At 68.1% G+C, this 23,391-nt stretch carries 18 protein-coding genes and 1 tRNA gene; 10 read left to right on the top strand and 9 right to left on the bottom strand.

The features are described from left to right. Window positions 1–102 precede the first annotated feature (102 nt). From nudC to E8P82_RS10225, 3 genes are read left to right on the top strand one after another with little or no spacing between them, the layout of a single operon-like run. A complete protein-coding gene (gene nudC / locus E8P82_RS10235) occupies window positions 103–1,059 on the top strand; it encodes an NAD(+) diphosphatase (RefSeq protein WP_136454633.1) in 957 nt (318 codons plus the stop codon). Beyond that, window positions 1,056–3,161 (top strand): ATP-dependent DNA helicase UvrD2, encoded by a 2,106-nt coding sequence (locus tag E8P82_RS10230; RefSeq protein ID WP_136454631.1) that lies wholly within the window; start codon window positions 1,056–1,058, stop codon window positions 3,159–3,161. Before nudC ends, E8P82_RS10230 begins: the two co-directional genes overlap by 4 nt. Beyond that, window positions 3,148–3,789: a M48 metallopeptidase family protein gene (locus tag E8P82_RS10225; protein ID WP_246021230.1), complete on the top strand. Its 642-nt coding sequence runs from the start codon at window positions 3,148–3,150 to the stop codon at window positions 3,787–3,789. Before E8P82_RS10230 ends, E8P82_RS10225 begins: the two co-directional genes overlap by 14 nt. Before the next feature lie 73 nt (window positions 3,790–3,862). Here E8P82_RS10225 and E8P82_RS10220 read toward each other — a convergent pair whose 3' ends face one another. Continuing rightward, complete coding sequence (locus E8P82_RS10220; protein WP_136454772.1) at window positions 3,863–5,314, bottom strand: zinc-dependent metalloprotease; 1,452 nt, start codon at window positions 5,312–5,314, stop codon at window positions 3,863–3,865. 366 nt (window positions 5,315–5,680) lie between these two features. Between E8P82_RS10220 and E8P82_RS10215 the strand changes: the two genes are divergently transcribed. The 3 genes from E8P82_RS10215 to E8P82_RS10205 all read left to right on the top strand — a co-directional run bounded on the left by E8P82_RS10215 (window position 5,681) and on the right by E8P82_RS10205 (window position 10,244). Beyond that, entirely contained in the window at window positions 5,681–6,775 is a 1,095-nt protein-coding gene (locus E8P82_RS10215) for a YlbL family protein (protein ID WP_246021228.1), read from the top strand. A gap of 245 nt (window positions 6,776–7,020) precedes the next feature. Continuing rightward, window positions 7,021–10,086, top strand: coding sequence for a UPF0182 family membrane protein (locus E8P82_RS10210; protein WP_211096853.1), 3,066 nt, complete (start codon window positions 7,021–7,023; stop codon window positions 10,084–10,086). Window positions 10,087–10,170: 84 nt separating this feature from the next. Continuing rightward, a tRNA-Met gene (locus tag E8P82_RS10205) sits at window positions 10,171–10,244 on the top strand. Between the two features lie 112 nt (window positions 10,245–10,356). Here the strand turns inward: E8P82_RS10205 and E8P82_RS10200 are convergent. From E8P82_RS10200 to E8P82_RS10190, 3 genes are all read right to left on the bottom strand, one after another. Then, a complete protein-coding gene (locus E8P82_RS10200; RefSeq protein WP_136454625.1) occupies window positions 10,357–11,748 on the bottom strand; it encodes a cryptochrome/photolyase family protein in 1,392 nt (463 codons plus the stop codon). 145 nt (window positions 11,749–11,893) lie between these two features. Continuing rightward, on the bottom strand, window positions 11,894–12,691 hold the full coding sequence (locus E8P82_RS10195) for a PspA/IM30 family protein (RefSeq protein ID WP_136454624.1): 798 nt from the start codon (window positions 12,689–12,691) through the stop codon (window positions 11,894–11,896). Between the two features lie 62 nt (window positions 12,692–12,753). After that, entirely contained in the window at window positions 12,754–14,886 is a 2,133-nt protein-coding gene (locus tag E8P82_RS10190) for a TPM domain-containing protein (RefSeq protein ID WP_136454622.1), read from the bottom strand. Between the two features lie 279 nt (window positions 14,887–15,165). Here E8P82_RS10190 and E8P82_RS10185 point away from each other — a divergent pair, with 279 nt between their 5' ends. The 4 genes from E8P82_RS10185 (at window position 15,166) to E8P82_RS10170 (ending at window position 19,285) form a co-directional block, all read left to right on the top strand. Continuing rightward, on the top strand, window positions 15,166–16,554 hold the full coding sequence (locus E8P82_RS10185; RefSeq protein ID WP_136454620.1) for a S1C family serine protease: 1,389 nt from the start codon (window positions 15,166–15,168) through the stop codon (window positions 16,552–16,554). 170 nt (window positions 16,555–16,724) lie between these two features. Continuing rightward, window positions 16,725–17,552: an electron transfer flavoprotein subunit beta/FixA family protein gene (locus tag E8P82_RS10180; protein WP_211096852.1), complete on the top strand. Its 828-nt coding sequence runs from the start codon at window positions 16,725–16,727 to the stop codon at window positions 17,550–17,552. Between the two features lie 32 nt (window positions 17,553–17,584). Then, window positions 17,585–18,529, top strand: a complete 945-nt coding sequence (locus E8P82_RS10175) for an electron transfer flavoprotein subunit alpha/FixB family protein (protein WP_136454619.1) — start codon at window positions 17,585–17,587, stop codon at window positions 18,527–18,529. Window positions 18,530–18,532: 3 nt separating this feature from the next. Beyond that, window positions 18,533–19,285, top strand: coding sequence for a PIG-L deacetylase family protein (locus tag E8P82_RS10170; RefSeq protein WP_136454617.1), 753 nt, complete (start codon window positions 18,533–18,535; stop codon window positions 19,283–19,285). A gap of 67 nt (window positions 19,286–19,352) precedes the next feature. On the opposite strand, the gene E8P82_RS10165 is transcribed toward E8P82_RS10170, so the two are convergent. The 5 genes from E8P82_RS10165 to E8P82_RS10145 all read right to left on the bottom strand — a co-directional run bounded on the left by E8P82_RS10165 (window position 19,353) and on the right by E8P82_RS10145 (window position 23,307). Beyond that, window positions 19,353–20,192 (bottom strand): anti-sigma factor, encoded by an 840-nt coding sequence (locus E8P82_RS10165; RefSeq protein WP_168796549.1) that lies wholly within the window; start codon window positions 20,190–20,192, stop codon window positions 19,353–19,355. Between the two features lie 16 nt (window positions 20,193–20,208). Continuing rightward, window positions 20,209–20,826 (bottom strand): ECF RNA polymerase sigma factor SigK, encoded by a 618-nt coding sequence (sigK, locus tag E8P82_RS10160; RefSeq protein ID WP_136454614.1) that lies wholly within the window; start codon window positions 20,824–20,826, stop codon window positions 20,209–20,211. 181 nt (window positions 20,827–21,007) lie between these two features. Beyond that, window positions 21,008–21,826 (bottom strand): class I SAM-dependent methyltransferase, encoded by an 819-nt coding sequence (locus E8P82_RS10155; RefSeq protein ID WP_168796548.1) that lies wholly within the window; start codon window positions 21,824–21,826, stop codon window positions 21,008–21,010. 20 nt (window positions 21,827–21,846) lie between these two features. Then, on the bottom strand, window positions 21,847–22,311 hold the full coding sequence (locus E8P82_RS10150) for a tRNA (cytidine(34)-2'-O)-methyltransferase (protein WP_136454611.1): 465 nt from the start codon (window positions 22,309–22,311) through the stop codon (window positions 21,847–21,849). Between the two features lie 9 nt (window positions 22,312–22,320). Continuing rightward, the gene (locus E8P82_RS10145; RefSeq protein ID WP_136454609.1) at window positions 22,321–23,307 is read right to left on the bottom strand and encodes a J domain-containing protein; all 987 of its coding nucleotides are present in this window, start codon (window positions 23,305–23,307) and stop codon (window positions 22,321–22,323) included. Between the last annotated feature and the right edge of the window lie 84 nt (window positions 23,308–23,391).

The following is a 23,391-nucleotide window of genomic DNA, read 5'->3' as shown; positions in this document are numbered from 1 at the left end:
GGCGAGTCATCGCAGGTACTCCCCGCCACCGACCCCGCACTGCTCCTCCACGACCACGGCGGAGAATGCATTTCCGGGGTGGTGAGACCGTACCGTAGAACCATGACAGACATCCTCCGGAACCGTCTGCAGCCTCCACTGGAAACACTGCAGCTCTCCCGCGCCGACTCGGATCGCTTCGGTATGACGAGGACCACCGAGAATCTCCTCGAGACACTCCTGGCCGCACCCGGTACCAAGGTCCTGCCCGTCGCACGCGGCAGGGCACCCGTCAGTGGCACTGCACTGAGAATGATCCCCGCCACGGAGATCGGTACCCACGGCGTCCTGGTCTATCTCGGGCGCGTCAACGAGGGAGCGGCCGACGGCGGAGCCGAGGTGGTCCTCTCCGTACTCGAGGAGGAGGATCCGGCTCTGGCGCCCCTCGAGCAGTGGGCGGGTCTTCGTGACATCGCCGCCTCGCTCGACGCCCGCGACGTCGGGCTCTTCGTCGAGGCGGCCGCCATCGCCAACTGGCACGCGACACACACCCATTGCCCCCGGTGCGGAACCGCCACGATGGTGCGCGACGCCGGCTGGGTCCGGCAGTGCCCCAGGGACGGTTCGCAGCACTATCCCCGGACGGACGCCGCCATCATCGTCTCCGTGATCGACGACGAGGACCGGCTGCTGCTCGGATCCGCCGTGGCGTGGCCGGAGAACCGTTACTCGACGCTCGCCGGCTTCGTCGAGCCCGGCGAATCGCTAGAGGCAGCCGTTACCCGCGAGGTGGGAGAGGAGGCCGGAATCACCGTGGATTCACCCCAGTACCTCGGATCGCAGCCCTGGCCCTTCCCCGCCTCGCTCATGCTCGGTTTCACAGCGCATGCCGCGTCGAGCGACGTCACGCCGGACCTGCTCGAGATCCGTTCGCTGCGGTGGTTCACCCGGGCGGAACTGTACGCCGAGCTCCGGGCAGGGACGATCGCCGTCGCCGGTGGTGTTTCCATCGCCCGTGCCCTCATCGAGCGCTGGTACGGCGGGCCGCTGGACGAGGAACCCGCCGGGGAGGGGGGATGACCGACGTACTGCTCGAGGACAGCATCCTCGACGGGCTCGACGACGAGCAGCGGGCGGTGGCCACGACGCTCACCGGTCCGCTCTGCGTCCTGGCGGGAGCGGGGACGGGCAAGACGAGGGCCATCACCCATCGCATCGCCTACGGGGTCCGCACGGGGGTCTACAAGCCGCAGCAGGTCCTGGCCGTGACCTTCACGGCCCGGGCCGCTGCCGAGATGCGCACGAGGCTGCGTGATCTGGGTGCCGGAGGTGTCCAGGCCCGGACCTTCCACGCAGCGGCGTTGCGTCAGCTGCAGTACTTCTGGCCCCAGGCCGTGGGAGGGCCGCTGCCCGCGCTCGTGGACCACAAGGCGCAGCTCATCGCCGAGTCCGCACGCCGCCTGCGAGTGTCCACCGACCGGGCGACCATCAGGGACGTGGCAGCGGAGATCGAATGGGCCAAGGTGTCCATGCTCACTCCGGATGCCTACACCGCTGCGGCAGCGGGGAGATCGGAGCCCGCCGGAATGGACCTCACCACGGTCTCCAGGATCTTCTCGGCGTACGAGGACCTGAAGCTGGATCGCAACCTGATCGACTTCGAGGACGTCCTCCTCAGTACCGTCGCGATCCTCGAGGACGACGAGAGGATCGCGGCGACCGTCCGGGAGCAGTATCGGCACTTCGTCGTGGACGAGTACCAGGACGTCTCACCCCTGCAGCAGCGGATGCTCGATCTCTGGCTGGGCGGTCGGCGGGAGCTGTGCGTCGTCGGTGATGCTTCCCAGACCATCTACTCCTTCACGGGTGCCTCGTCCCGGCACCTGTTCGAGTTCACCAAGCGGTACGAGGGTGCCCAGGTGGTGAAACTGGTACGCGATTACCGCTCGACGCCGCAGGTGGTGCGGGCTGCCAACACCCTGCTCGCGGCACGAGGCGCAGAGGCCGACCGGACGGCGAACGCGACCTGGTCGGCACCTCTGGAGCTCATCGCCCAGCGACCGGCTGGTCCCGAACCCGTCTTCACCGAATGCACCGACGACGAGGCGGAGGCGACCGAGTGCGCCCGGCGCATCAGGGTGCTGCTCGACCAGGGCGTCAGGGCGAGCGAGATCGCCGTCCTCTACCGCACCAACGGGCAGTCGGAGGCCTACGAACAGGCACTTGCCGGTGCCGGCATCGGGTACCAGCTCCGCGGCGGAGAGCGGTTCTTCCAACGCCGTGAGGTGCGCGATGCCCTCCTGCAGTTGCGGGCCGCGGCAAGGACACAGGGGGACGAGGACGTCCCGCAGCAGGTGAGGGACGTCCTCGCCTCGCTCGGCTACACCTCCGTCGCCCCGCAGAACTCCGGAGCCGTCCGCGAGAAATGGGAGTCCCTGGCCGCCCTGGTCGGCTTGGCGGACGAGCTGGCGAGAGCGCGGGGCACCGACGCCTTCACCCTGCAGCTCTTCGTGGCCGAACTCGAGGAACGCGCTGCCGCCCAGCACGCACCGACCGTGCAGGGCGTGACGCTCGCGTCGCTGCACTCCGCCAAGGGGCTCGAGTGGGATGCGGTGTTCCTCGTGGGACTGAGCGAGGGCCTGATGCCCATCTCGTTCGCCGACACCCAGGAAGCGCTCGACGAGGAACGGCGGCTGCTGTACGTGGGGATCACGCGCGCGCGGGTGCACCTGGCCATGTCCTGGTCCACCGCCCGTTCTCCGGGAGGCCGTGCCAGTCGCAAGCCGTCGCGTTTCCTCGATGCACTCAGGCCGGCCGGGACCGGCCAGGCCTCCTTCCGCCAGCCCCGCCCGAAGGCAGCGCGGAGGTCTGCCGGACCTCCGACGTGCCGGGTCTGCAAGCGCCCGCTGCTCACCGGATCGGAGCGTAAGATCGGACGATGCAACGACTGTCCCGTCGGATACGAGGAGGAGACGTTCGAGGCACTGCGCTCCTGGCGACTCGCCGAGGCCCGTGAGAAGGACGTCCCGGCCTTCGTGGTCTTCACCGATGCCACACTCGTGGCCATTGCCGAGGCCAGGCCGGAGACGCTCGATGAGCTCGGCGAGATCGCCGGTATCGGATCGGCGAAGCTCGAGAGGTACGGGGACGCCGTCCTCGAGATCATCAGTGACAACGCCTGACGTGGGTGCAGGGGAAACCGGCGCGGAGGAGACCCGTGAAGCCGACGACGCCGGGTTCGGTCGTCTGCCGGTCCAGGTCCACCGGTCGGCGCGACGCAGGCGCACGGTCAGCGCGGACATCCGGGACGGCGTCGTCCGGGTGCTGATCCCCGGGCACTTCTCCGCCCGCGAGGAGCGTCAGTGGGTCGAGCGGATGGTGGAGCGGATGGAGGCGAAATACGCCGCTGCAGCCATCCGTGGGAACGAGCCCGTACCCGAGCTGCTGGAACGAGCCGGCCGCCTCTCGCGGGAGTACCTCGATGGCGGGGCTGTCCCGTCGTCCATCACCTGGGTCACCAACCAGAACTCGCGGTGGGCGTCTGCCACTCCCTCCCGGGGGACGATCCGACTCTCCCACAAGCTCCAGGGCATGCCCGAGTGGGTGGTGGACTACGTGATCCTGCACGAGCTGGCACATCTGATCGAGCCGTCCCACAGTGCCGCCTTCTGGGCGCTGCTGTCCGCCTACCCGAGGACGGAGACAGCGAAGGCTTTCCTCGACGGCGCCTCCTTCGCCTTCCAGCGGTCCGTCGCGGATGACCGGGACAGCACGCTCGATTCCGGGCAGGGGCCGCACCCCGGGCGGTAGACCTCAGGGAAGACACGCGACGGACCACCGCTCGCGTGTCTCCTGCCACCTGGCGATCGGATTCATCCCGGCGCTACCGGCCGGGAATCTCCCCGTCTCCCGAGCCGCCGTCGGGATCGTCGCTGCCCGGACCATCACTGTCCGGATCGTCGCTGCCCGGACCGGACTGGGCTGTCGGATCCTGTGCCGCGTCGTCTCCGCGCTCTGGTCCGTCATTCTCTGTCGTGGGCTGCTCCTGACCCTCGAAGTCACCGGCGAGGAGCCGCTCGAGGGCAGCATCCACATCGGCGTCGGAGGACTCGATCAGGCGGCGTCGCTCGGAGAAACCGGCAGGATCATCGAGATCCTCGGCCGTCGGCAGTAGATCCGGGTGCTGCCACAGGGCATCCCGGCCCTCCACGCCGCGTTCGGTGGTGAGCAGCGACCAGAGGGCGGCGGCGTCGCGGAGCCTGCGCGGACGCAGTTCCAGTCCCACGAGTGAGGCGAAGGCATGCTCGGCCGGTCCTCCTGTTGCACGACGACGTCGGACCATCTCGCGCAGCGCTTCGGCCGAGGGCAGATTCACCGCGGCCGCGGCCGTCAGCTCGTCGACCCAGCCCTCCACGAGGGCCAGCGTCGTCTCCAGGCGTACGAGCGCAGCTTGCTGCTCCGCAGTGCGCTCGGGCATGAAGACGCCCTGGGAGAGCGCGCCCTGCATGCTCTCCGGGTTGGTCGGATCGATGTCGCGGGCGGCTTCCTCGATCTTGCTGATGTCGATGTGGATGCCCCGTGCGTAGCGCTCGATACTGCCGAGCAGGTGTCCGGTGAGCCAGGGGACCTGGGTGAAGAGCCGCACATGGGCGGCCTCCCGGACTGCGAGGAAGAGCTGCACCTCCTGCTCCGGGATGTCAAGACCCGCGCCGAAGGCGCCCACGTTCGCCGGCAGCAGGGCCATCCGGCCGTCGGCGAGCGGAACGCCGATGTCGGTGGATCCGACGACGTCCTTGGAGAGGGCTCCGACTGCCTGGCCGAGCTGCATCCCGAACATCGCGCCGCCCACGTTCTGCAGCATCGACGCCGGTCCGCCCATGGCACCGAGCATCGACTTCATCTCCTCGGGGAGCTGCTCGGAGATCACATCGGAGAGCGCCTTGGCGATGCTCGTCGCGACGGGTTCGGTCAGGCGTCGCCAGGTCGCCATGGTTGCCTCGACCCACTCCGCGCGCGACCACGCCCGGCCGAGCTGACCGGTACTGGGGAAATCGGTGACCGGATCGAGCCACATCTCCGCGAGCTTCAGTGCCTCGTCCACGCTCCTGCGCTGCAGTGAGGAGACGGAGGGGTCATTGTCGGTGGACGCGATCCGGCGTGCCTGCTCATGGGCCAGCTGCCAGTTCACGGGCCCGTCGCTGGTCGAGGAGAACATCGCCTGGACCTGCTGCATCATCATGGCCATCGCCGCCGGATCCGATGGCAGCCCGGCTGCCTTGGCGAGTTCCTGGGGATCGAAGCCGCCGGCGCCTCCGCCGAACATCTTGGACAGCATCTCGGACAGTGGATCCTGGGGCGTGTCGTCGTCGTTCGGGGGGTTGGTCACTGATACCACCGATCCTGGGGATAGCTTGGCGGGTCCGGTCGGGCGGGACTGCCCCGCGCTGCCGGCTGTCGTCACCACGCTACCGGGCCGGGCACCGCAGTGCGCTTCAGGTCACGGGCAGTTCGCTGAGGGCAAACCGCTGAGGGCAGAGCAACCGGTGCAGGCCGACGCGCGTGTCCGCGTGCAGGTGTGGATCAGCGGTCCAGGGCCGGCATGCAGGAATCGTCCAGCAACCCACGAGGTCGGAGCGTCTAGGCTGGGTGTGCCGGCCCGGTGCTCGCGCTCCGCCCCGACCTTACGACAGAGAGAAGACCCGTGACGCAGTTCGCCCAGGCCGAGACCACCGACTCCCGTGGGCCGGAGCAGCCCAGGGACCCGCGCTTCCGGGTCATGGCCGTCTCCGGCGGACTCGCCCTCGTCCTCACTGCCGCGGCCGTCCTCCTGCCCTCTCCCTACGTTCTGGAGGCCCCCGGCCCGACCTTCAACACCATCGGCGAGGTGGACGGAGATCCGCTCATCCAGATCGACGGCGCGGAGACGTTCACGCCCGACGGCGAGCTCGATCTGACGACGGTCTTCGTCCGCGGCGGCCCCAACGGACAGGTCAACGTCCTCGACACCATCCGGGCCTGGGCGGATCCGGACGAGGACGTCCTTCCCGAGCAGCTCGTCTATCCGGAGGGCACGACCTCCAGCGAGCTGCAGGAGCAGAACGCCGTGGCAATGACCTCGTCCCAGGAATCCGCGATCGCAGCGGCCCTGTCCCACGAGGACATCGACTACACGGAGGAGCTCTCGGTCGTGGGTCTGGGCCCCGACTCCGCCGCGGAGGGGCTCCTGCAGGAAGGTGACGTGCTCCGGTCGATCGACGGCGGGGAGATCGACGCGATCGACACGCTGCGGGAGGCGCTGAACGATGGCGGTGGAGCAGCGGTCGAGCTTACCGTCGTCCGCGACGGCACACCGCGTGAGGTGTCCGTGGTGCCGAAGGAGTCCGACGAGGGCGACTACCAGCTCGGGGTCCTGCTGGCGTCCACCTTCGATTTCCCCTTCGACGTCACGATCCAGCTGGACGACGTCGGGGGGCCGTCGGCGGGCACCATGTTCGCGCTCGGGATCATCGATACCCTCACCGAGGGCGATCTGACCGGCGGCCGGCACTTCGCCGGGACAGGGACGATCGATTCGGGCGGCTCGGTGGGGCCGATCGGTGGGATCGCGCAGAAGCTCATCGGAGCGCGCGCCGGTGGTGCGGAGTTCTTCCTGGCTCCCACCGAGAACTGTGACGAGGTCATCGGGAACATCCCGGAGGGGCTGACGGTCGTCAGCGTCGCGACACTCGACGAGGCGGTCGAGGCCGTGAGGACACTGGGGGAGGGCGGCGACGCAGCAGAGCTGGCATCCTGCTGACCGACCAGGATGCGCCGTCGGACGCCGTGCGGCACCTCTCCGGTCGACAAGCGGCAGGACACGGTTGGGTGACGATCAGCGCCGTTGTGGCACCTCATGGAACCGAATTGGGAGGCCCGGACGTGAAGAGGGCAGAATGAGAGCACGAAGGGCGTGACTTCACGCTACTGCGCCCCGTACCCGGGACGGAGCGCGGGACAGCAGTCCTGTCATCGTGACCCGCAGCACCTATCGATGAGGTATATGTGACAACCGGACCAGACCGTCCGTTCGGCAGTAGCCCGAGCACACCACGAAGGCCGGCCAACCGGCGCCGCAATCCGCTCATACCGACGATCATCGTCGTGGCGATCATCGTCATCGCTTTCGTGTATCTGTCGCAGGTGTACGCGGATGTCCTCTGGTACAACCAGCTGGGCTTCCTCGAGGTCTTCGTCACCGAGAATCTCACGCGGATAGCGCTGTTCCTCGCAGCCTTCCTGATCATGGCCGGGGCGGTGTACCTGAGCCTGCGCATCGCTTACCGCAGCAGACCCATCTACGCTCCCGACAGCGCCATCCAGGACAATCTGAACCGGTACCAGGCCCAGCTCGAGCCGATCCGCCGGCTCCTGATGCTCGGCATACCGGCTGTGCTGGGAGCATTCGCGGGAACCGCGGCGTCGTCGCAGTGGCAGGAAGTGCTGCTCTTCCTCCGGCAGGAGCAGTTCGGCCGTCAGGATCCCCAGTTCGGCCTCGACTACTCGTTCTACATGTTCACCCTGCCGTTCCTCGGGTTCATCACCGGTTTCCTGATCAGCGTGGTCATCATCAGTGCCATTGCCACGATCCTCACCCACTACCTCTACGGCGGCATCAGGCTCGAGGAGAAGGGCCTGTTCACCACCAAGGCGGCGCGGATCCAGATCGCCGTCGTCGTGGCGCTGTTCCTCATCCTGCAGGGCATCAACTACTGGCTCGACCGCTACGGCACCCTCCTGAACCAGGAGAGGTGGGCCGGAGCCCTCTACACCGACGTCAATGCCGTCATCCCGACGAAGGCGATCCTCGCCGCCGCAGCGGTCATCGTCGCCATCCTGTTCATCGTCTCGGCGTTCATCGGGCGCTGGCGACTGCCCCTGATCGGGACCGCGATGCTGATCGTCACCGCTCTGCTCGCCGGTGGCGTCTACCCGGCCGTCGTGCAGCGCTTCCAGGTGGTGCCGTCCGAGCTCTCCCGCGAGCGCGAGTTCATCGACCGGAACATCGAGCTCACGCGGGAGGCCTACGGCCTCGACCAGGTCGAGGAGTCCGCCTACGACCCGGAGTCGACCCCCGTCGCAGGCGCCCTGAACGACGACGGGGAGACCACGGCGAACATCCGCCTGCTCGACCCCAATCTGGTCTCCGATGCCTTCAGCCAGCTGCAGCAGTTCCGTCAGTACTACCAGTTCCCGGAGACACTGAATGTCGATCGCTACGAGATCGACGACGACATCGTGGACACCGTCATCGCGGTGCGCGAACTCGACACGAGCGGTGTGCCCGACGGCTGGGTCAACGAGCACGTGTTCTACACGCACGGCTACGGTGTGGTCGCGGCGGCCGGGACGACGGTCCAGCCCGATGGGCGGCCGAGATTCCTGCAGTCGGGTATCCCCTCCACCGGCGTGCTCGGCGACGAGTCGACCTACGAGCCCAGGATCTACTTCGGCGAGGCCTCGCCCGACTACTCCGTGGTGGGAGCTCCTGAGGGCCAGGACGCGGCGGAGATCGACCGGCCACAGGACGAGAACTCCGACACGGATTCGAGGACGACCTTCTCCGGCGATGGCGGCCCGGATGTCGGGAACCCCTTCAACCGGCTGGTCTACGCCCTGAAGTTCCAGTCCACGGACCTGCTCCTGTCCGATCAGGTCAACGGCGAGTCGCAGATCCTCTACGATCGGGACCCGGTGGAGCGGGTCCAGAAGGTAGCCCCCTACCTCACCCTCGACGGCAACAGCTACCCCGCCATCGTGGACGGTCGCGTGAAGTGGATCATCGACGGTTACACCACCAGCCCCAACTTCCCCTACTCCACGGAGCAGGAACTGGAATCGGCGACACAGGATTCCCGGACCCAGGAGGGGCTCGCGACGGCACTGCCGGCGGACCGGGTCAACTACATCCGGAATGCGGTCAAGGCCACCGTGGACGCCTACGACGGTTCGGTCGATCTCTACGCCTGGGACGACCAGGACCCTGTGCTGCTCTCGTGGCAGAACGTGTATCCGTCATCGCTCAGGCCCTACAGCGAGATGTCCGCGGATCTGCTGGCCCATGTGCGCTACCCCGAGGACCTCTTCAAGGTGCAGCGCGAGTTGCTCGCCCGCTACCACGTCACGGCGACCAACGAGTTCTACAACAACAGCGAGGCCTGGAGCGTACCGGCAGATCCGGGAGAGAGCACCGATGGCGCGACGACGGCGCAGACCCCGCGTCAGCCGCCGTTCTATCTGACGCTGCAGATGCCGCCGATCGACGAGGCGGACGAGCAGGAGGAGGCCGCGTTCTCGCTGACCACGCCCTACATTCCCTACGTGCCCACCGGACAGACGCCCAGGAACGTGCTCTACGGCTTCCTGGCCGCCAACGGCGATGCAGGAACGGGTGAGGACGGGGTCAAGAACGAGAACTACGGTCGACTGAGGCTGCTGGACACCTCCGGGCAGGACTCCGTGGTCGGCCCGGGCCAGGCGCAGAACCTCTTCAACTCGGACACCACCGTGTCGCAGCAGCTGAACCTCCTGCGCCAGGGAGCGTCCGAGGTGATCAACGGCAATCTGCTGACACTGCCGATCGGTGGCGGCATCGCCTACGTGCAACCGGTGTACGTGCAGTCTTCCGGTAGCTCGTCCTTCCCGGTCCTCCGCCGGGTCCTGGTGAGCTTCGGTGACAACGTCGGTTTCGCGCCGACTCTCGACGAGGCGCTGGACCAGGTGTTCGGTGGCGACTCGGGAGCGACCGCGGGCGACGAGGAGAACGTCGGGGCGACACCGGACGATCCCGCCGCACCGCCGGCTGGAGCCGACGGTGACACACCGGCGCCCGAGGCCACACCGACGCCGGCGCCTGCTCCCTCCGAAGCCGGTGCACCCGGCGGGACGACGGACGATCCCGCGGCCGACCTGCGCGCGGCCCTGGATGACGCGAACGCGGCCATCCAGGACGGCAATGCCGCCCTGTCCGCCAATGACTTCGCTGCCTACGGCGAGGCCCAGGACCGGCTGCAGGATGCACTGCAGCGGGCGCTGGACGCGGAAGAGCGCGTCTCGGCAGGGACCGAGTAGCTGGATGAGTGCCGGGCGGGGGGGGGTCGAGGGGGCTGTGCGATTTGCCTCTCGACCCCCCGCCCGGTAACGTTGGGAACACGCCGCGGGGTGGAGCAGTTCGGTAGCTCGCTGGGCTCATAACCCAGAGGTCACAGGTTCAAATCCTGTCCCCGCAACGAATGGAAGTCCCGGTCGACCCCAGGGTTGACCGGGACTTCTTCGTGTGACGCTGGAGATCCTCGAGCACCGGGCCCTGCCAGGCTGCGGTGCTCGAGGACCTCGAACGGCTCAGCTCTTCGGCAGGGCCTTGTACGCGCTCAGCGCGCGTTCGCGACTCTCCTTGAGATCGACGATCGGCTCGGGGTAGCCGGGAGCGGATCCCTTCCACGGTTCATGCAGATTGTCCGCCTCCGTGAGCTCAGGAACGAAGCGCAGGAGGTACCTGCCCTCCGGGTCGAACTTCCTGCTCTGCAGCACCGGGTTGAAGATGCGGAAGTAGGGGCTGGCATCGGCGCCCGATCCGGCCACCCATTGCCAGTTGAACGCATTGGACGCCGGGTCGGCGTCCACGAGGCGTTCCCAGAACCACTTCTCACCCACGCGCCAGTCGATCATGAGGTTCTTGATCAGGAAGGATGCCGTGGCCATGCGCACGCGGTTGTGCATCCACCCGATCCCGTGGAGCTGGCGCATCCCGGCGTCGATCAGCGGATAGCCGGTGGTCCCGTGCTGCCACGCGGAGAGATCCGCCGTCGTCGGGTCCTCCCAGGCGAAGGCGTCGAATTCGCTGCGATGGTTGACGGTGGCTAGATCGGGGTTGAAGTACAGCAGCTGCCAGCTGAACTCCCGCCAGCCCAGTTCCGATCCGAAGGCCCGGATATCGTGGGCCGTCGAGGTGTCCTTGTGGTCCTGCGCGGCGTGCCAGACCTCGAAGGGGCTGATCTCGCCGAAGCGCAGGTGCGGGGATAGCATGCTGGTGCTCTGCATGCCCGGTCGCTCCCGATTCTCGTTGTAGCCCTCGGCTCCGCTGTCGAGGAAGTCGTCGAGGCGCTCCTGGGCGCCCGCTTCCCCCGGCGTCCAGGTCTCCTGCAGGCCGCGGATCCACTCGGGTTCGGTGGGCGGCAGGGCCCAGTCGTCGAGCCCCTCGGAATCCAGCCGTGGTCCGTGCAGTGTGTCAGGGGCGGGAAGCGGTCTACGGGGCGTACGGAAAGTCAGGCACGCCCGCCAGAAGGGCGTGAACACCTTGTAGGGCTCCTTCGTTCCCGAGGTCACCTCCCACGGCTCGTACAGCAGATTGGCCTGATAGCTCGTGGCGGAGATGCCGTTCTCGGAGAACGCCGTCTTCACTGCGGCATCCGCTGTGCGTTCCGCCAGTCCGTAGCGGCGGTTCCAGACGACGGCGTGGGCCGAGCACTCGTCGACGAGTCGGGGCAGGACCTCAGCGGCCGCGCCCCGACGGAGCACGAGGGGAATGCCGAGGTCCTCGAGGGTTGCGGTCAGGGCCGCGAGGGAGTGGTGCAGCCACCACCTCGAGGCGCCGCCCCGCGGACGGATGCCCTCGGTCTCCTCGTCCAGCACGTAGCAGGCGACGACGTCGTCCCCGCTGTCCGCTGCGGCCGCGAGGGCCGGATTGTCGGAGATACGCAGATCGTCACGGAACCACACGAGTGTCACAGCCATGGACACAATCTATCGGCGGCCTCCGACACGGCTCCGGTGATGCCGAACGAAGGGGAACCACGGCCGCCGGCCGTGGTTCCCCTTCACTGCGTCGCGGGGCGTCCCGCGGTCTGCCTCCTCCGGAGAATCCGTCGGCTCGGACGGATCAGACAGTTCTGTCGCTGGTGCCGCCGGCGGACGAGGGTGCGCCGTCCGACTCGCCATCGCCCTGCTCGAGCGCCGACCGGGAACCGGCACCGGACTTCAGGGCGGCCAGTCGCGCCTCGATCTCCGTCTGCTCGCCGAGATCCTCGAGGCTCTCGAACTGGGCGTCGAGGCTGGAGGAGGCCAGCTCCTGCTGTCCGCGCACCTTGGCTTCCTCGCGCCGGATCTTCTCCTCGAAGCGACCCACCTCGCTCGTCGGGTCCATGAAGTCGAGACTCTTCACGGCGTCGTGCACCTGCTGCTGTGCCTGGGCGGTGCGTGAGCGGGCGATCAGCTGATCGCGCTTGACCGTCAGCTCATTGAGCTTGCCCCTCATCTGGTTGAGGCCGTCCTTGAGCTTGTCCACGATCTCCGTCTGCGACGCGATGGTGGGTTCCACACCCTTGGCTTCGCCCTCGGCGGACATCTGGCGCTGGATGGCGACCTTGGCGAGGTTGTCGAACTTCTGCGCGTCGGCGGTGTTGCCTGAGGCGCGGTACTCGTCGGCCTTCCGCGAGGCAGCAAGAGCCTTGTTGCCCCAGCTGCGGGAGTTCTCCAGGTCCTCGTTGTAGTCCTCCTGCATCATGCGCAGATTGCCGATCGTCTGCGCGACGGCACTTTCCGCCTCGGCGATGCTGTTCGTGTAGTCGCGGACCATCTGGTCCAGCATCTTCTGCGGATCCTCCGCCTGATCGAGCAACGAGTTGATGTTCGCCCGGGTGAGCTGGGCGATCCGCCCGAAGATTGACTGCTTTGCCATTGATCTACCTTCCGATTTCTGTCCGTGGTCCGTGTGTCCTGCTGAACTGTCCCTGCTGGGGGTCAGAAGTCGCCGCCGCCTCCGCCGAAACCGCCGAAGCTACCGCCTCCACCGCCGAAGCCGCCGAATCCTCCGCCGCCGAAGCTGCCACCACCTCCGCCGAAGCCGCCGCCGAATCCTCCGCCGTCGCCCTGACCGCCGCCACCGAAGCCGCCGCCGTTCAGGATCCCGCCCAGCAGGATCCCACCGAGCAGTGCGCCGCCCATGCCGTCGTTGCCCCTGCGTCCATAGCCGCCGCCGAAGCCTCCGCCGCCGAAGCCGTCGACATCCTGTTCGGCGAGTCGGGCGGCCTGATCGGCGAGCACGGCGGCCTGCTGTGCGTGCGCCAGAGCGGTCACCGGGTCGGAGCGCCGGAGGTCCATGGCGTAGTCGAGGTTCCGCTCGGCCTCTGCCAGCCGCGTGCGTGCCTCGCGCCCCACGCCGCCGCGTCTCGCCCGGATGTAGTCGGCGGTACCCGAGATGCCGGACTGCGCCGCGATGATGGCGTGCTGCAGGGAGTCCTGCGCGCGGCGCGCGTTCTCCGCCTGGTCGCGAACCCCGGCCAGCGCCGCGTCCAGCTGGGCGTGCGCGTTCTCCAGGCGCTCCAGCAGTGCCAGGGGATTGCTGCGGCTCCTGTGTCGTTCCTCGCGGACGGTCGCCACGGCCGATTCGACGGCTGCGACGGGGCCGGCGAGGTCACGGTACTGACCGGTGCGCTCCATGGCCTTCGCCTGCGCCAGATCCTGCTCGGTGTCCGGCAGCGCACGCTCGAGTTCGGATTCGGCTGCGGCGAGTTCGCCGGACCTCCTGTCGATCGCGTCGAGGAGGACGTCTGTCTGATGGACGGCTTCCTCGGCGGCGCGGACGGCGACGACGGCCCGCCCGGTGTCTCCGCTGTCCATGCGCTCCCGGGCCTCGCCGGCGGCGCTGTCCACGAAGGCCAGCCGCTCCCGCGCCTGCTCGATGTTGTCCGCCACCTGGCTCGTCGCGGTCTCGGCATAGCGGCTCTGCAGCGTGCTGAGGGCCTGCTGCGCGGCGGCGAGTCGCTGCCGGGCGCCGTCGGCCGCTGACCGGGCCTTCCGCAGGGCATCAGGGGCGTTCCGCTCGAGCTCGCGCAGGGCATCGAAATCCGCCTTGTGCTCCTCGAGGGACGCGTTGACCTCCTCGCAGCGGCGGATGATCTCGCCGAGCCACTGACGCTGCTGTTCCTCGGTGTCGGGGATGTGGTCGTCGAGTTGCTGCTGCAGCTTGAAGGACTCGCCCATGTGGCGCTTCGCGGCGGCGATGTCCTCGGCGAACGTTTCGATCGCGGCAGCGCCGTACTGCGCTTCGGCGAAACCGAGTTCCTGCTCACTGGATTTGATGGCGTCGTCGGCCGCGATCAGCAGGCTGCCCGCGCGAGTGCGCAACTCCTCGATGCTGAGCGACGCGAGCGGGTCGACGACCTCGCCGTCCGCCGCCGGTTCGGGCCCGTACCCGTACTGCTCGCGCTTGCGCTGCGCACTGGTGCCGCCGCGCTGCTTCAGGAGCAGGTAGCCACCAGCACCGACGACGGCGACGAGGCCGCCGACGAGCACGAGGCCACCCAGCCCGCTGCCTCCGGTGGAATCGGCCGGGCCGACCGCGGTGTCACGGGGAACGACCGCATTCCCATTTCCGACAGGTTCGCCCGACAGCGCAGCCTCGGTCCCCTCCACGGCGCCGAGGCCCGCGTCTGCGAAGTTGCCGGCACCCAGTTCAGGGCCGATGTACTGGTCGTAGATCGCCTGGCCCTGACCGCCGATGGGGGAGTTGTTGCCCACAGAATAGAATGCTCCGCGCTGATCCAGTCCGACGGCGAGAAGACCCTCGTTCGCGCTCTGGGCATTGAGCAGGGCCGAGGTGTCGGCCCAGGCTTCGCTGTCGGAGGGATTCTCGAAGATGTCGACATAGGCGATGCGGACCGTGAAGCCCTCGGAGGACCGCAGCTCCTCGATGGCGACCTGGAGTTCATCCTCCTCCGACGCACTGAGGACATCGGCGGAGTCGAGGACGTACTCGCCGGGTCCGAAGTCGACAGGCTCCTCGGCGAACGCCGTCGTGCTCCCCAGCAGCGGGATCGCCACGAGGGCACCCAGCACAGCAGAGACGCGTAGGCGCCTGCTCGTCAATCGCATGTCCGACCCTTCAGCACGTCCCCCGGACCTCACGATCCCGGGACCGGGACCGGCGGACGCCGGAGGCTCCCTGTTGTTTCCCGAGTCTATGGGCGAGCCCGGAGAGCGTCCACCACGGCAGTCTCCCGACAGCGCATACTGGGTGCAGGATGACCCTGCTACCAGCGGGACCGGACATGCCCGGCTCCAGCTGATGCCCAGCGAACATTCAGCAAAGCCTCGCTCGACGTCCAGCGAAGCTTGCCATGATGGTGGTCAACAGCAACGAGAGGACTTTCCATGAACGAGCAGCCGGGCACCTCCGATCGGCCACTTCCCCCTCAACCGAGCAGGCCGCCTGCCTGGGCAGCGGAGCGGGACGCCGTGGGGTCGAGCGCCCCGCATCCCGCATATGCCGGCCACCAGCCGTTCTACGGCGATTCCGGCGGGAGCCCGTCGCCCCAGCAGGCCGGGGCGAAGGCACCCCGGGAGCGACGGCGGGTGGGTGTTGCCACCTTCGCAGCCGGGGTACTCGTCGCCGGGCTGATCGGCGGCGGGGTGGCGACCCTGGGCTACAGTGCCCTGGAGTCGGACTCCTCCGCGGGCATCACGCAGGCCGACCCGGAATCGATCGTCGTGAACGACCTCGATGACGTCAACACGGTCACCGGCGCTGCTGTCACCGCCTCACCGAGCGTCGTGACGGTCGCGGTCAGCGGCGGCAGCGCCGGCGGCTCGGGATCGGGCATCATCCTCGACACGGACGGCCACATCCTCACCAACACCCACGTGGTGACCCTCGGTGGGCAGGTCGCGGAGCCCACCATCGAGGTCAGGTTGAACGACGGAAGACTGTATCCGGCAACGGTGGTCGGAACGGACCCGCTCAGCGACCTCGCGGTGATCAAGATCGATGCGCCCTCGCTCACCGCCGCCACCCTCGCGGATTCCGACGAATTGAACGTCGGGGACATCGCGATCGCCATCGGTTCGCCGCTCGGTCTCAGTGGCACGGTCACCGACGGCATCGTGTCCACGCTGAACAGGACGATCAGCGTCGCGTCCTCCGCGGTGCCGGAGCAGCAGCCCGACAGCGCGGAGTCGGAGAACGAGGACGGCTTCAACTTCCTTCCTCCGGGCAACCCGGGCGTGCCTGCGCCTCAATCCCAGGGCTCGGTCTACCTCAATGTGATCCAGACCGATGCGGCCATCAACCAGGGGAACTCCGGGGGAGCGCTCGTCGACAAGGACGGGCAGATCATCGGCGTCAACGTCGCCATCGCCTCGGGCGGCTCGAGTGAACCCACGGGGAACATCGGCGTGGGGTTCTCCATCCCCATCAATTACGCCGACCGGATCGCTCAGGAGATCATCGCCGACGGCGAGGCGTCCCATGGTTTCCTCGGGGTCAGCATCACCTCTGCCTCCGCGGAGGGTTCGCCGACGAGTTCGCCCTTCTCGTCCGGAGCGCTCGTCGAATCGGTGGAGCCGGGTTCACCCGCCGAGGAAGCCGCCCTGCAGGCGGGCGACGTCATCACCGGGGTCGGGGATCTGACGGTCACCGATGCCGAGTCCCTGACGGCGGCGGTGCGCATGCACCCGGTCGGGGAGCAGGTACCGGTGGAGATCCTCCGCGACGGCGAGTCCACCACCGTCGACGTCACACTGGGGCAGGCCCAGGTGGGCTAGGAGCACGACGACGAACCACGGCAGGCGAACCGGGGTGGATCGACGCCGGACGCGAGAGGCGGTTCCCGACGAGGGGACCGCCTCTCGCGTTCGACCCGGACCATGCGAAAGCGTCGGCCCGCTGTGGTTAGCTAGGAATCGGGAAGATCCCCGATGGAGGAAGGTCGGCAATGGACGAGGCCACAGCAGGTGGACTGCGCATAGCGGTCCTGGTGAAGCATGTACCCGATGCTCAGTTCGACCGCGAGATCGCCGGGGAGAACCTGACGACGGTGCGCGCCGAGAGCATCCTGTCCGAGCTCGACGAATACGCGCTCGAAGCGGCTCTGCAGCTGGTCGAGGCACACGGGGGAGCGGCAGCAGGTCACCGCATCACCGCGATCACCATGGGTCCGCCGGCAGCGGTCGCGGCAGTGAAGAAGTCACTCCAGATCGGGGCCGACGACGGCGCCCATCTGAGCGACGAGGCATTGTCCGGTTCCGACGCCTCGGCCACCTCCCGCGCGCTCGCGGCCCTTCTCGAGCACCTGGGGCCCTTCGACCTGGTCCTGACCGGCATGGCCTCCACCGACGGGGAGACCTCACTGGTACCAGCCCAGCTCGCCGAACGGCTCTCCCTGCCCCAGGTGACCTTCGCGGCAGCACTGGAGGCGACCACGGAGAGCGGGGAATGGACGCTGACGGCGCGCCGCGACAACGACACGTTCGCCGAAACCGTCCAGGCGCCCCTGCCGGCGCTGGTCTCCGTGACGGACCAGATCAACGATCCCCGCTACCCGAACTTCAAGGGCATCATGGCGGCGAAGAAGAAGCAGATCCAGACACTGTCCCTCGCCGACATCGGCGTCGGTGCCGACGAGGTCGGTCTTGCCGGCTCGTGGACCCGGGTCGAGGCGGCAGCGCCACGACCACCGCGTAGTCAGGGTGTCGTCATCACCGACGAGGGCGACGCCGGCATCCGTCTGGTCGACTTCCTCGCCGGCCAGAAGCTCCTCTGATCCGTACGCCTTTCCTGCCAGGAGAATCCACCATGACTGCAGTCCTCATCTTCCTCGACCACGCCGGAGCGAGCCTCGCCAAGAGTGAACGCGAGCTCCTGTCCCTGGCAGGCTCCCTCGGAGATGTGTCGGTGGCTCTTGCCGGAGACGCCGAACAGACCTACCTCGACGGCATCGGGTCCTACGGGGTGCAGGAGTGTTACCGACCGGAGGGGGACGTCACGCAGGTTCTGGTCGCAGGCAAGGCCGCGTTCGTGACGGACGCTGTCCGCGCCGCGGGCGCCGACGTCGTGCTGCTGGGCAACTCCTACGAGGCCAAGGAGATCGCCGCGCGCGCCGCGATCCGCCTCGAGGCAGGCGTCATCACGGACGTCGTGTCCCTGGACGATGAGCTGACGGCGACGAAGGCCGACTTCGCGGGCTCCTACACGGTCACCTGCCGCGTCACCACGGACGTGGCGGTCCTGACCGTCAAACCGAACAGCTTCGAGGCCGTGGAAGCAGGTGCTCCGGTGTCGCCGCGCGAGGTTCGCATCCCGGTGGACGCCGAGCCCGCTGCGGCGCACATCACCGGCCGGGTGGACAAACCGGTCAGCGGTCGTCCGGAGCTCTCCGAAGCCAGGGTCGTCGTCGCCGGTGGTCGTGGGGTGGAGGGCAACTTCGGTCCACTGGAGGAGTTGGCCGATGCACTGGGAGGCGCGGTGGGGGCATCGCGAGCCGCGACGGACGCGGGCTGGATCGAGCATTCCGCCCAGGTGGGACAGACGGGCAAGACCGTTTCCCCGCAGCTCTACGTCTCCGTCGGCATCTCGGGAGCTGTTCAGCAGCGGGCCGGCATGCAGACGTCGAAGGTGATCGTGGCGATCAACAAGGACGCCGATTCGCCGATCTTCGAGATCGCCGACTTCGGGATCGTCGGTGACCTCTTCGCGGTACTGCCGCAGGCCACGGACGAGATCCGCAAGCGCGGTCTCTAGGACATGTCGATCGACGAGGCAGCGACCATCCCCGCACGGGTACTGGCGTTCGCGGCGCACCCGGACGACATCGATTTCGGCGCTTCGGCGACGATTGCGGGCTGGACCGCCGCCGGGGCTTCGGTGAGTTACTGCATCCTGACCGACGGCGACGCCGGGGGATTCTCCGACGAGGACAGGCCGGGCCTGGCGGAGCTGCGCAGGACCGAGCAGCGTACCGCAGCCGCTCGCGTGGGCGTGACCGATGTGACCTTCCTGGGGGAGCCGGACGGATACCTGCAGCCGTCCGACGCCGTGATCCGCGAGATCGTCCGGCGGATGAGGGAGGTCCGACCGGACATCGTGCTCTCCATGCACCCGGAGCGCAGTTGGGACATGATCCAGAAGAGCCATCCAGACCACATGGCCAGTGGCGAGGCGGTAACGAGGGCCGTCTATCCGGCTGTGGAGAATCCCTACGCCTATCCCGAGCTCGAAGCCGCGGGGATCGCCAGTTTCAAGGTGCCCTGGCTGTGGTTCTACGGCTCGCCCGCGCACCTCGAGAATCGCTTCGTCGATGTGACCGGTGCCGAGGAGCTCAAGATCGCCGCAATCATGGCCCATGAGAGCCAGCATCCGGATGTGGAGCGCATGCAGGCCCGCGTCCGGGCGATCCTGCAGGACAACGCCCGACGAGGCGGGCTGGGCGAGGGGCGCAGCGCCGAGGTGTTCCATGTGGTGGGGATCAACACCGACGAGACGATCGCCGGGTTCTAGTCCGCGCCCCGATGCCCGGGTCGAACGCCGATCATCGACGTCGAGCGTTACTGCTCAGTGGCGGTGGTCAGGCTCCGAGCGGGATCTGCGCCACGATCGGCATGGTCGGTGTGCTGGAGCCACCCTCGGGCTCGACCGTGATGGCGATGGCGCTGAGCCCGCTGATACCGGGCAGTTCGGTCACCGTGCCGCCGGCGACGTCGTCGCCCGTCATCGTGCCCACCGACACCGGCGCCGTACCGTCGGCGGGGATCCGCCACATCTGGTAGACGAAACCCTCCGCGGGCGCGGGGACCCCACTGAGCGAGACGAGTGCGGCATCCTCTGCTCCCGAGATGGCGACTTCAGCGGTTCCGCCTGCGTCGAGGGGCAGTTGCTCCGTCCTGACGTCCTGCGCTTCGAGGACCTGCTCCTCGAGGGAGGTCTGCTGCACGGTCTGTGCGATGGTCACCCCTCCGATCACCAGCACCGCCGCGGCCACGGCGGCAACGCCCCACCGTGCAGCGCGCGTGGACAGCGTCGTCCGTGCGGTTCGGCGCTCGGACAGTTCGTCCCGCGCGGCGGGAACCCGCGCTGCTGAGTTCTCCGGTGCCTCGGCAGCATCGGGCGTGTCCGGAGGACTGCCGGAGCCGGCGTCGTCTGCGGGAAGCTGCGCGAGAATACGGTCGAGGAGATCGCCCGGCGGATCCAGCGGCGTGGGCGCGTAGGCCGCTACTACGGTTTCACGGCAGGTCCGTACCCGCCGGGAGAACTCGGAGACCAGCGTTGCATCACTGGTCCGCAGGAACTCCCTGATGGTCGTGCGCTCCTCGGCGCTGATCGCATCGAGGGCATAGAGTTCCGCCCACTCGAGCACATGACCACGCGCCAGGTCGGTCTCGAGATCGTCCGCGAACCGCCTGTTCATATCCTTGTCCTGCATGTCAGGAGACCCCCAGGCACGTCTTGAGCCGGAGTAACCCGTCGCGGATCCTCGACTTGATGGTGGGCACGGCCACGCCGAGCTTTTCGGCCACCTCACGGTACGTGAGACCACCGTAGTAGGCCAGTCTCACCGATTCCTGCTGGGTACCCGTGAGGGTACCGAGACAGTCGACCACGCTCTGGGCCTCGAGGCGCTGGGTGACGGTGTCCACCACGTCGTCATGATCGATGCTCTGGGTGGCTGCGCCGTACCGTGCCTCCCGGTCCGTCGAGCTCTGCTCGGATCTGACCTTGTCCACGGCCCGTCGATGTGTCAGGGTCATCAGCCAGGTCATGGGGCTTCCCAGTGAGGGGTTGAAGCGTTCCGCCGTGTTCCAGACCTGAAGATAGACCTCCTGCGTCGCGTCCTCGCTGAGGTCGGGATCGATGAGTACACGGCGTGCGAGCCCGTAGACACGCCTGCTGGTCTGGGCGTAGAACAGCTCGAACGCGGTGCGATCCTGCTGCCCTACCCGGATCAGGAGGTCGGTCAGGGTGGGAGCTGCGCTCCTGTCACCGCCTGCGCCGTCCTCAGCTGCGGTGGTCGGAGAACTCCGGCCTGCTCGTGGCGTATCCATAGGGTTCCAGCATAAAGCGCTGGTCGCCCGGCATCGAACAGATGTTGTCCGGCCGGTCAGAAGCGCGCTCGCGGGACCGTGCTCAAGCTGGGGCATCCTCCTGTTCCCGCCTCTCCCTGCTGACCACGCGGACACCAGGGATTCGACACCGCCGCGCGCGTGGATGGGCGGGCAGGATCGGCTACGCCTCGGATTCCAGGGATCCGACAGCTATCAGGGAGTCGGCATTGAGCACGAAGTGGTCACCGAGATTCGTCAGCAGAGCCGTGCGCACGCGCGCAAGGGCGTCCGGTTCCTCGGGCAGTAGCCCGCGGTAGCCGCTGGCGAGGGCGAGGGACCATGCGTGGTCGGGCTCGAGCGGCACGCTCAGGGAGAGCGGATCCACCCGCACATCCTTCAGGCCGCGGCTGTGAAGCCAGTCCTGCAGCCGCTGCTCCGATGCGAGCCTGCTGCAGTTCTCCACGAAGACCGCGGTGCGGGAGGTCTCCACGGGCGGGTGACCGCCGGTCTCCCTGATGGTCTCGAGGAGCAGATCGCCGAAGGGCAGCAGGGCCCCGGAATCCCAGGCACTGAGCGCGACCCGTCCACCTGGCCGCAGCAGGGTGAGGATGCGGTCCATGTCGGAATCCATCTCGTCCAGGAGGAAGACGCCGTAGGAGCTGATGACGGCGTCGTACTCCTCGTCCGAACTCCACACGGCAGGATCGGAGTGGAAGAACGAGACATTCCCGAGGCCGAGCGCCTCGGTCTTCGCCTTCGCCAGGGTCAGCATCGCCGACGACCGCTCCACGGCATCCACGTGACCGTTCGGCCCGGCCAGCTGCGCGGCGGGGACGGTCCCGGTCCCGGTTCCCGCATGGATGTCGAGCACCCGTTCTCCGAGGAGGATGTCGGCGGCGGCCACCACGGCATTGCTGACGGGGTTCCAGACCGCGGGGGCAAGGCGGTCGTAGTCCTCGACCTCGCTGTCGGGCAGGGTCGCGGCGTGGCGAGCGGGCATGGGTACTCCTTGGCTGGCGGTCATCGGGCGCCCGCGAAGCCCTGCTGACGCCAGGCTTCGTAGAGGACGATCGATGCTGTATTGGCGAGATTGAGGGACCGGCGTGAAGGCAGCATCGGTACGCGGACGCGTGCGGTGATCCGCGGGTCGTATTTGACGTCCTCGGGCAGTCCGACCGATTCCCGGCCGAACAGGAGGACATCGGTCGGCTCGTAGGCGATGCCGGTGTAGGGCGTGTCGCCTTCGGCGGTGAAGGCGAAGACACGCCCGGAACCCAGAGCGGCCCAGGCGGCTTCGAGAGTGCGGTGGACGTGCAGGACGGTGAGATCGTGGTAGTCGAGCCCTGCGCGCTTGAGCTTGGCGTCCTCGAGGCTGAAGCCCAGCGGTTCGACGAGGTGCAGCTCCGCGCCCGCGACAGCCGCGAGGCGAATGGCTGCACCGGTGTTGCCCGGGATCTCGGGAGTGTGGAAGAGGATACGGAACACCGGATCATCCTAGCTTTCGGTCAGTGCCAACAGACGCGCGAGGACGGGAAGCTGCACCGCGTTGGGACTGGGGCCGGCTGCCAGGAAGGCGCGGATGGTGCGAACGGCCGTTCCTGCATTGACGACCTGCACCGCTGCGGGCGAGCGGTCGAAGCCCGGTGGGACATCGATCACGGGGGCGAACGGGTTGTCCGGCGCTCCGTGGACCACCACCCACCCGGCCACGTTGAGGTCCGGGAACAGGTCCTGGACGACGCGAACCGTTTCGGGCAGCCGCAGGTCGACGGCGCGCCCCTGGTGCCGCAGGACCCGCCCGTCCCAGGAGAAGTTGCCCGGCGCCGCCGTGAAGGAATCGATGACCGCGAGCCGGTATCCGGCCAGCAGAAGGTGACCGGCCGCGGTCTTGTCCCGGTCGTCGAACTCGACGCCGGTGATCAGGCGTGCCGCGGGATAGCCGGGCAGCAGCGCACGCTCGAGCAGTGCGGTGGTCCGCGCTTCACCGTCGGCCCGGCTGCGCGCACCCGACGACAAGCGGGCGAGCACCCCTGGTTGGCGGACCGAACCATGCAGTTGCCGTCCGGCGAGGATCAGCGGCACCTCGGGCGGATTCGTCGGGGAGAAGGGCGGGAGATAGCTGGCAGGGGCACTCGAGGCGTCCTCCTCGTCGCTCCCGGTTCGCCTCGCACCCGGTGTTCGCCGCGCACCGGATCCAGGTGGGCGTGATGCGCGCGGTCCTGACGAGCTGGTCGTGGCGTCGGCGCCCGACGGGCGAGCACCGGAGGGACGACCGGCTTCGGCGTCGTAGCGCTCGCGGAGCTGAGGGTCGCCGAGGGTCTCGTAGGCCACGGCCACGTCATGGAAGGCAGTGGCGTTGCCCCCGAGATCGGGATGAGCGGCACGCGCGGCCCGGCGGTACGCGCTCTTGATCGTCCGGGCATCTGCCGAGGGGGACACGCCGAGGATGTCGTAGTACGACCTCCGGGGTGCATCTGCCATCAATCGGGCCTTTCCTGCATCGGGTGTCCTGTATTGGCTGTCGTGCGGTGGCTGTCGTGCGTTGGGTGAAGAGCTGGGTGAACA

Source organism: Arthrobacter echini, from assembly GCF_004803505.1.
Lineage (GTDB): Bacteria > Actinomycetota > Actinomycetes > Actinomycetales > Micrococcaceae > Arthrobacter_D > Arthrobacter_D echini.
The sequence above is the reverse complement of the archived record's forward strand: the minus strand, read 5'-3'. Positions and strand labels throughout refer to the sequence as shown.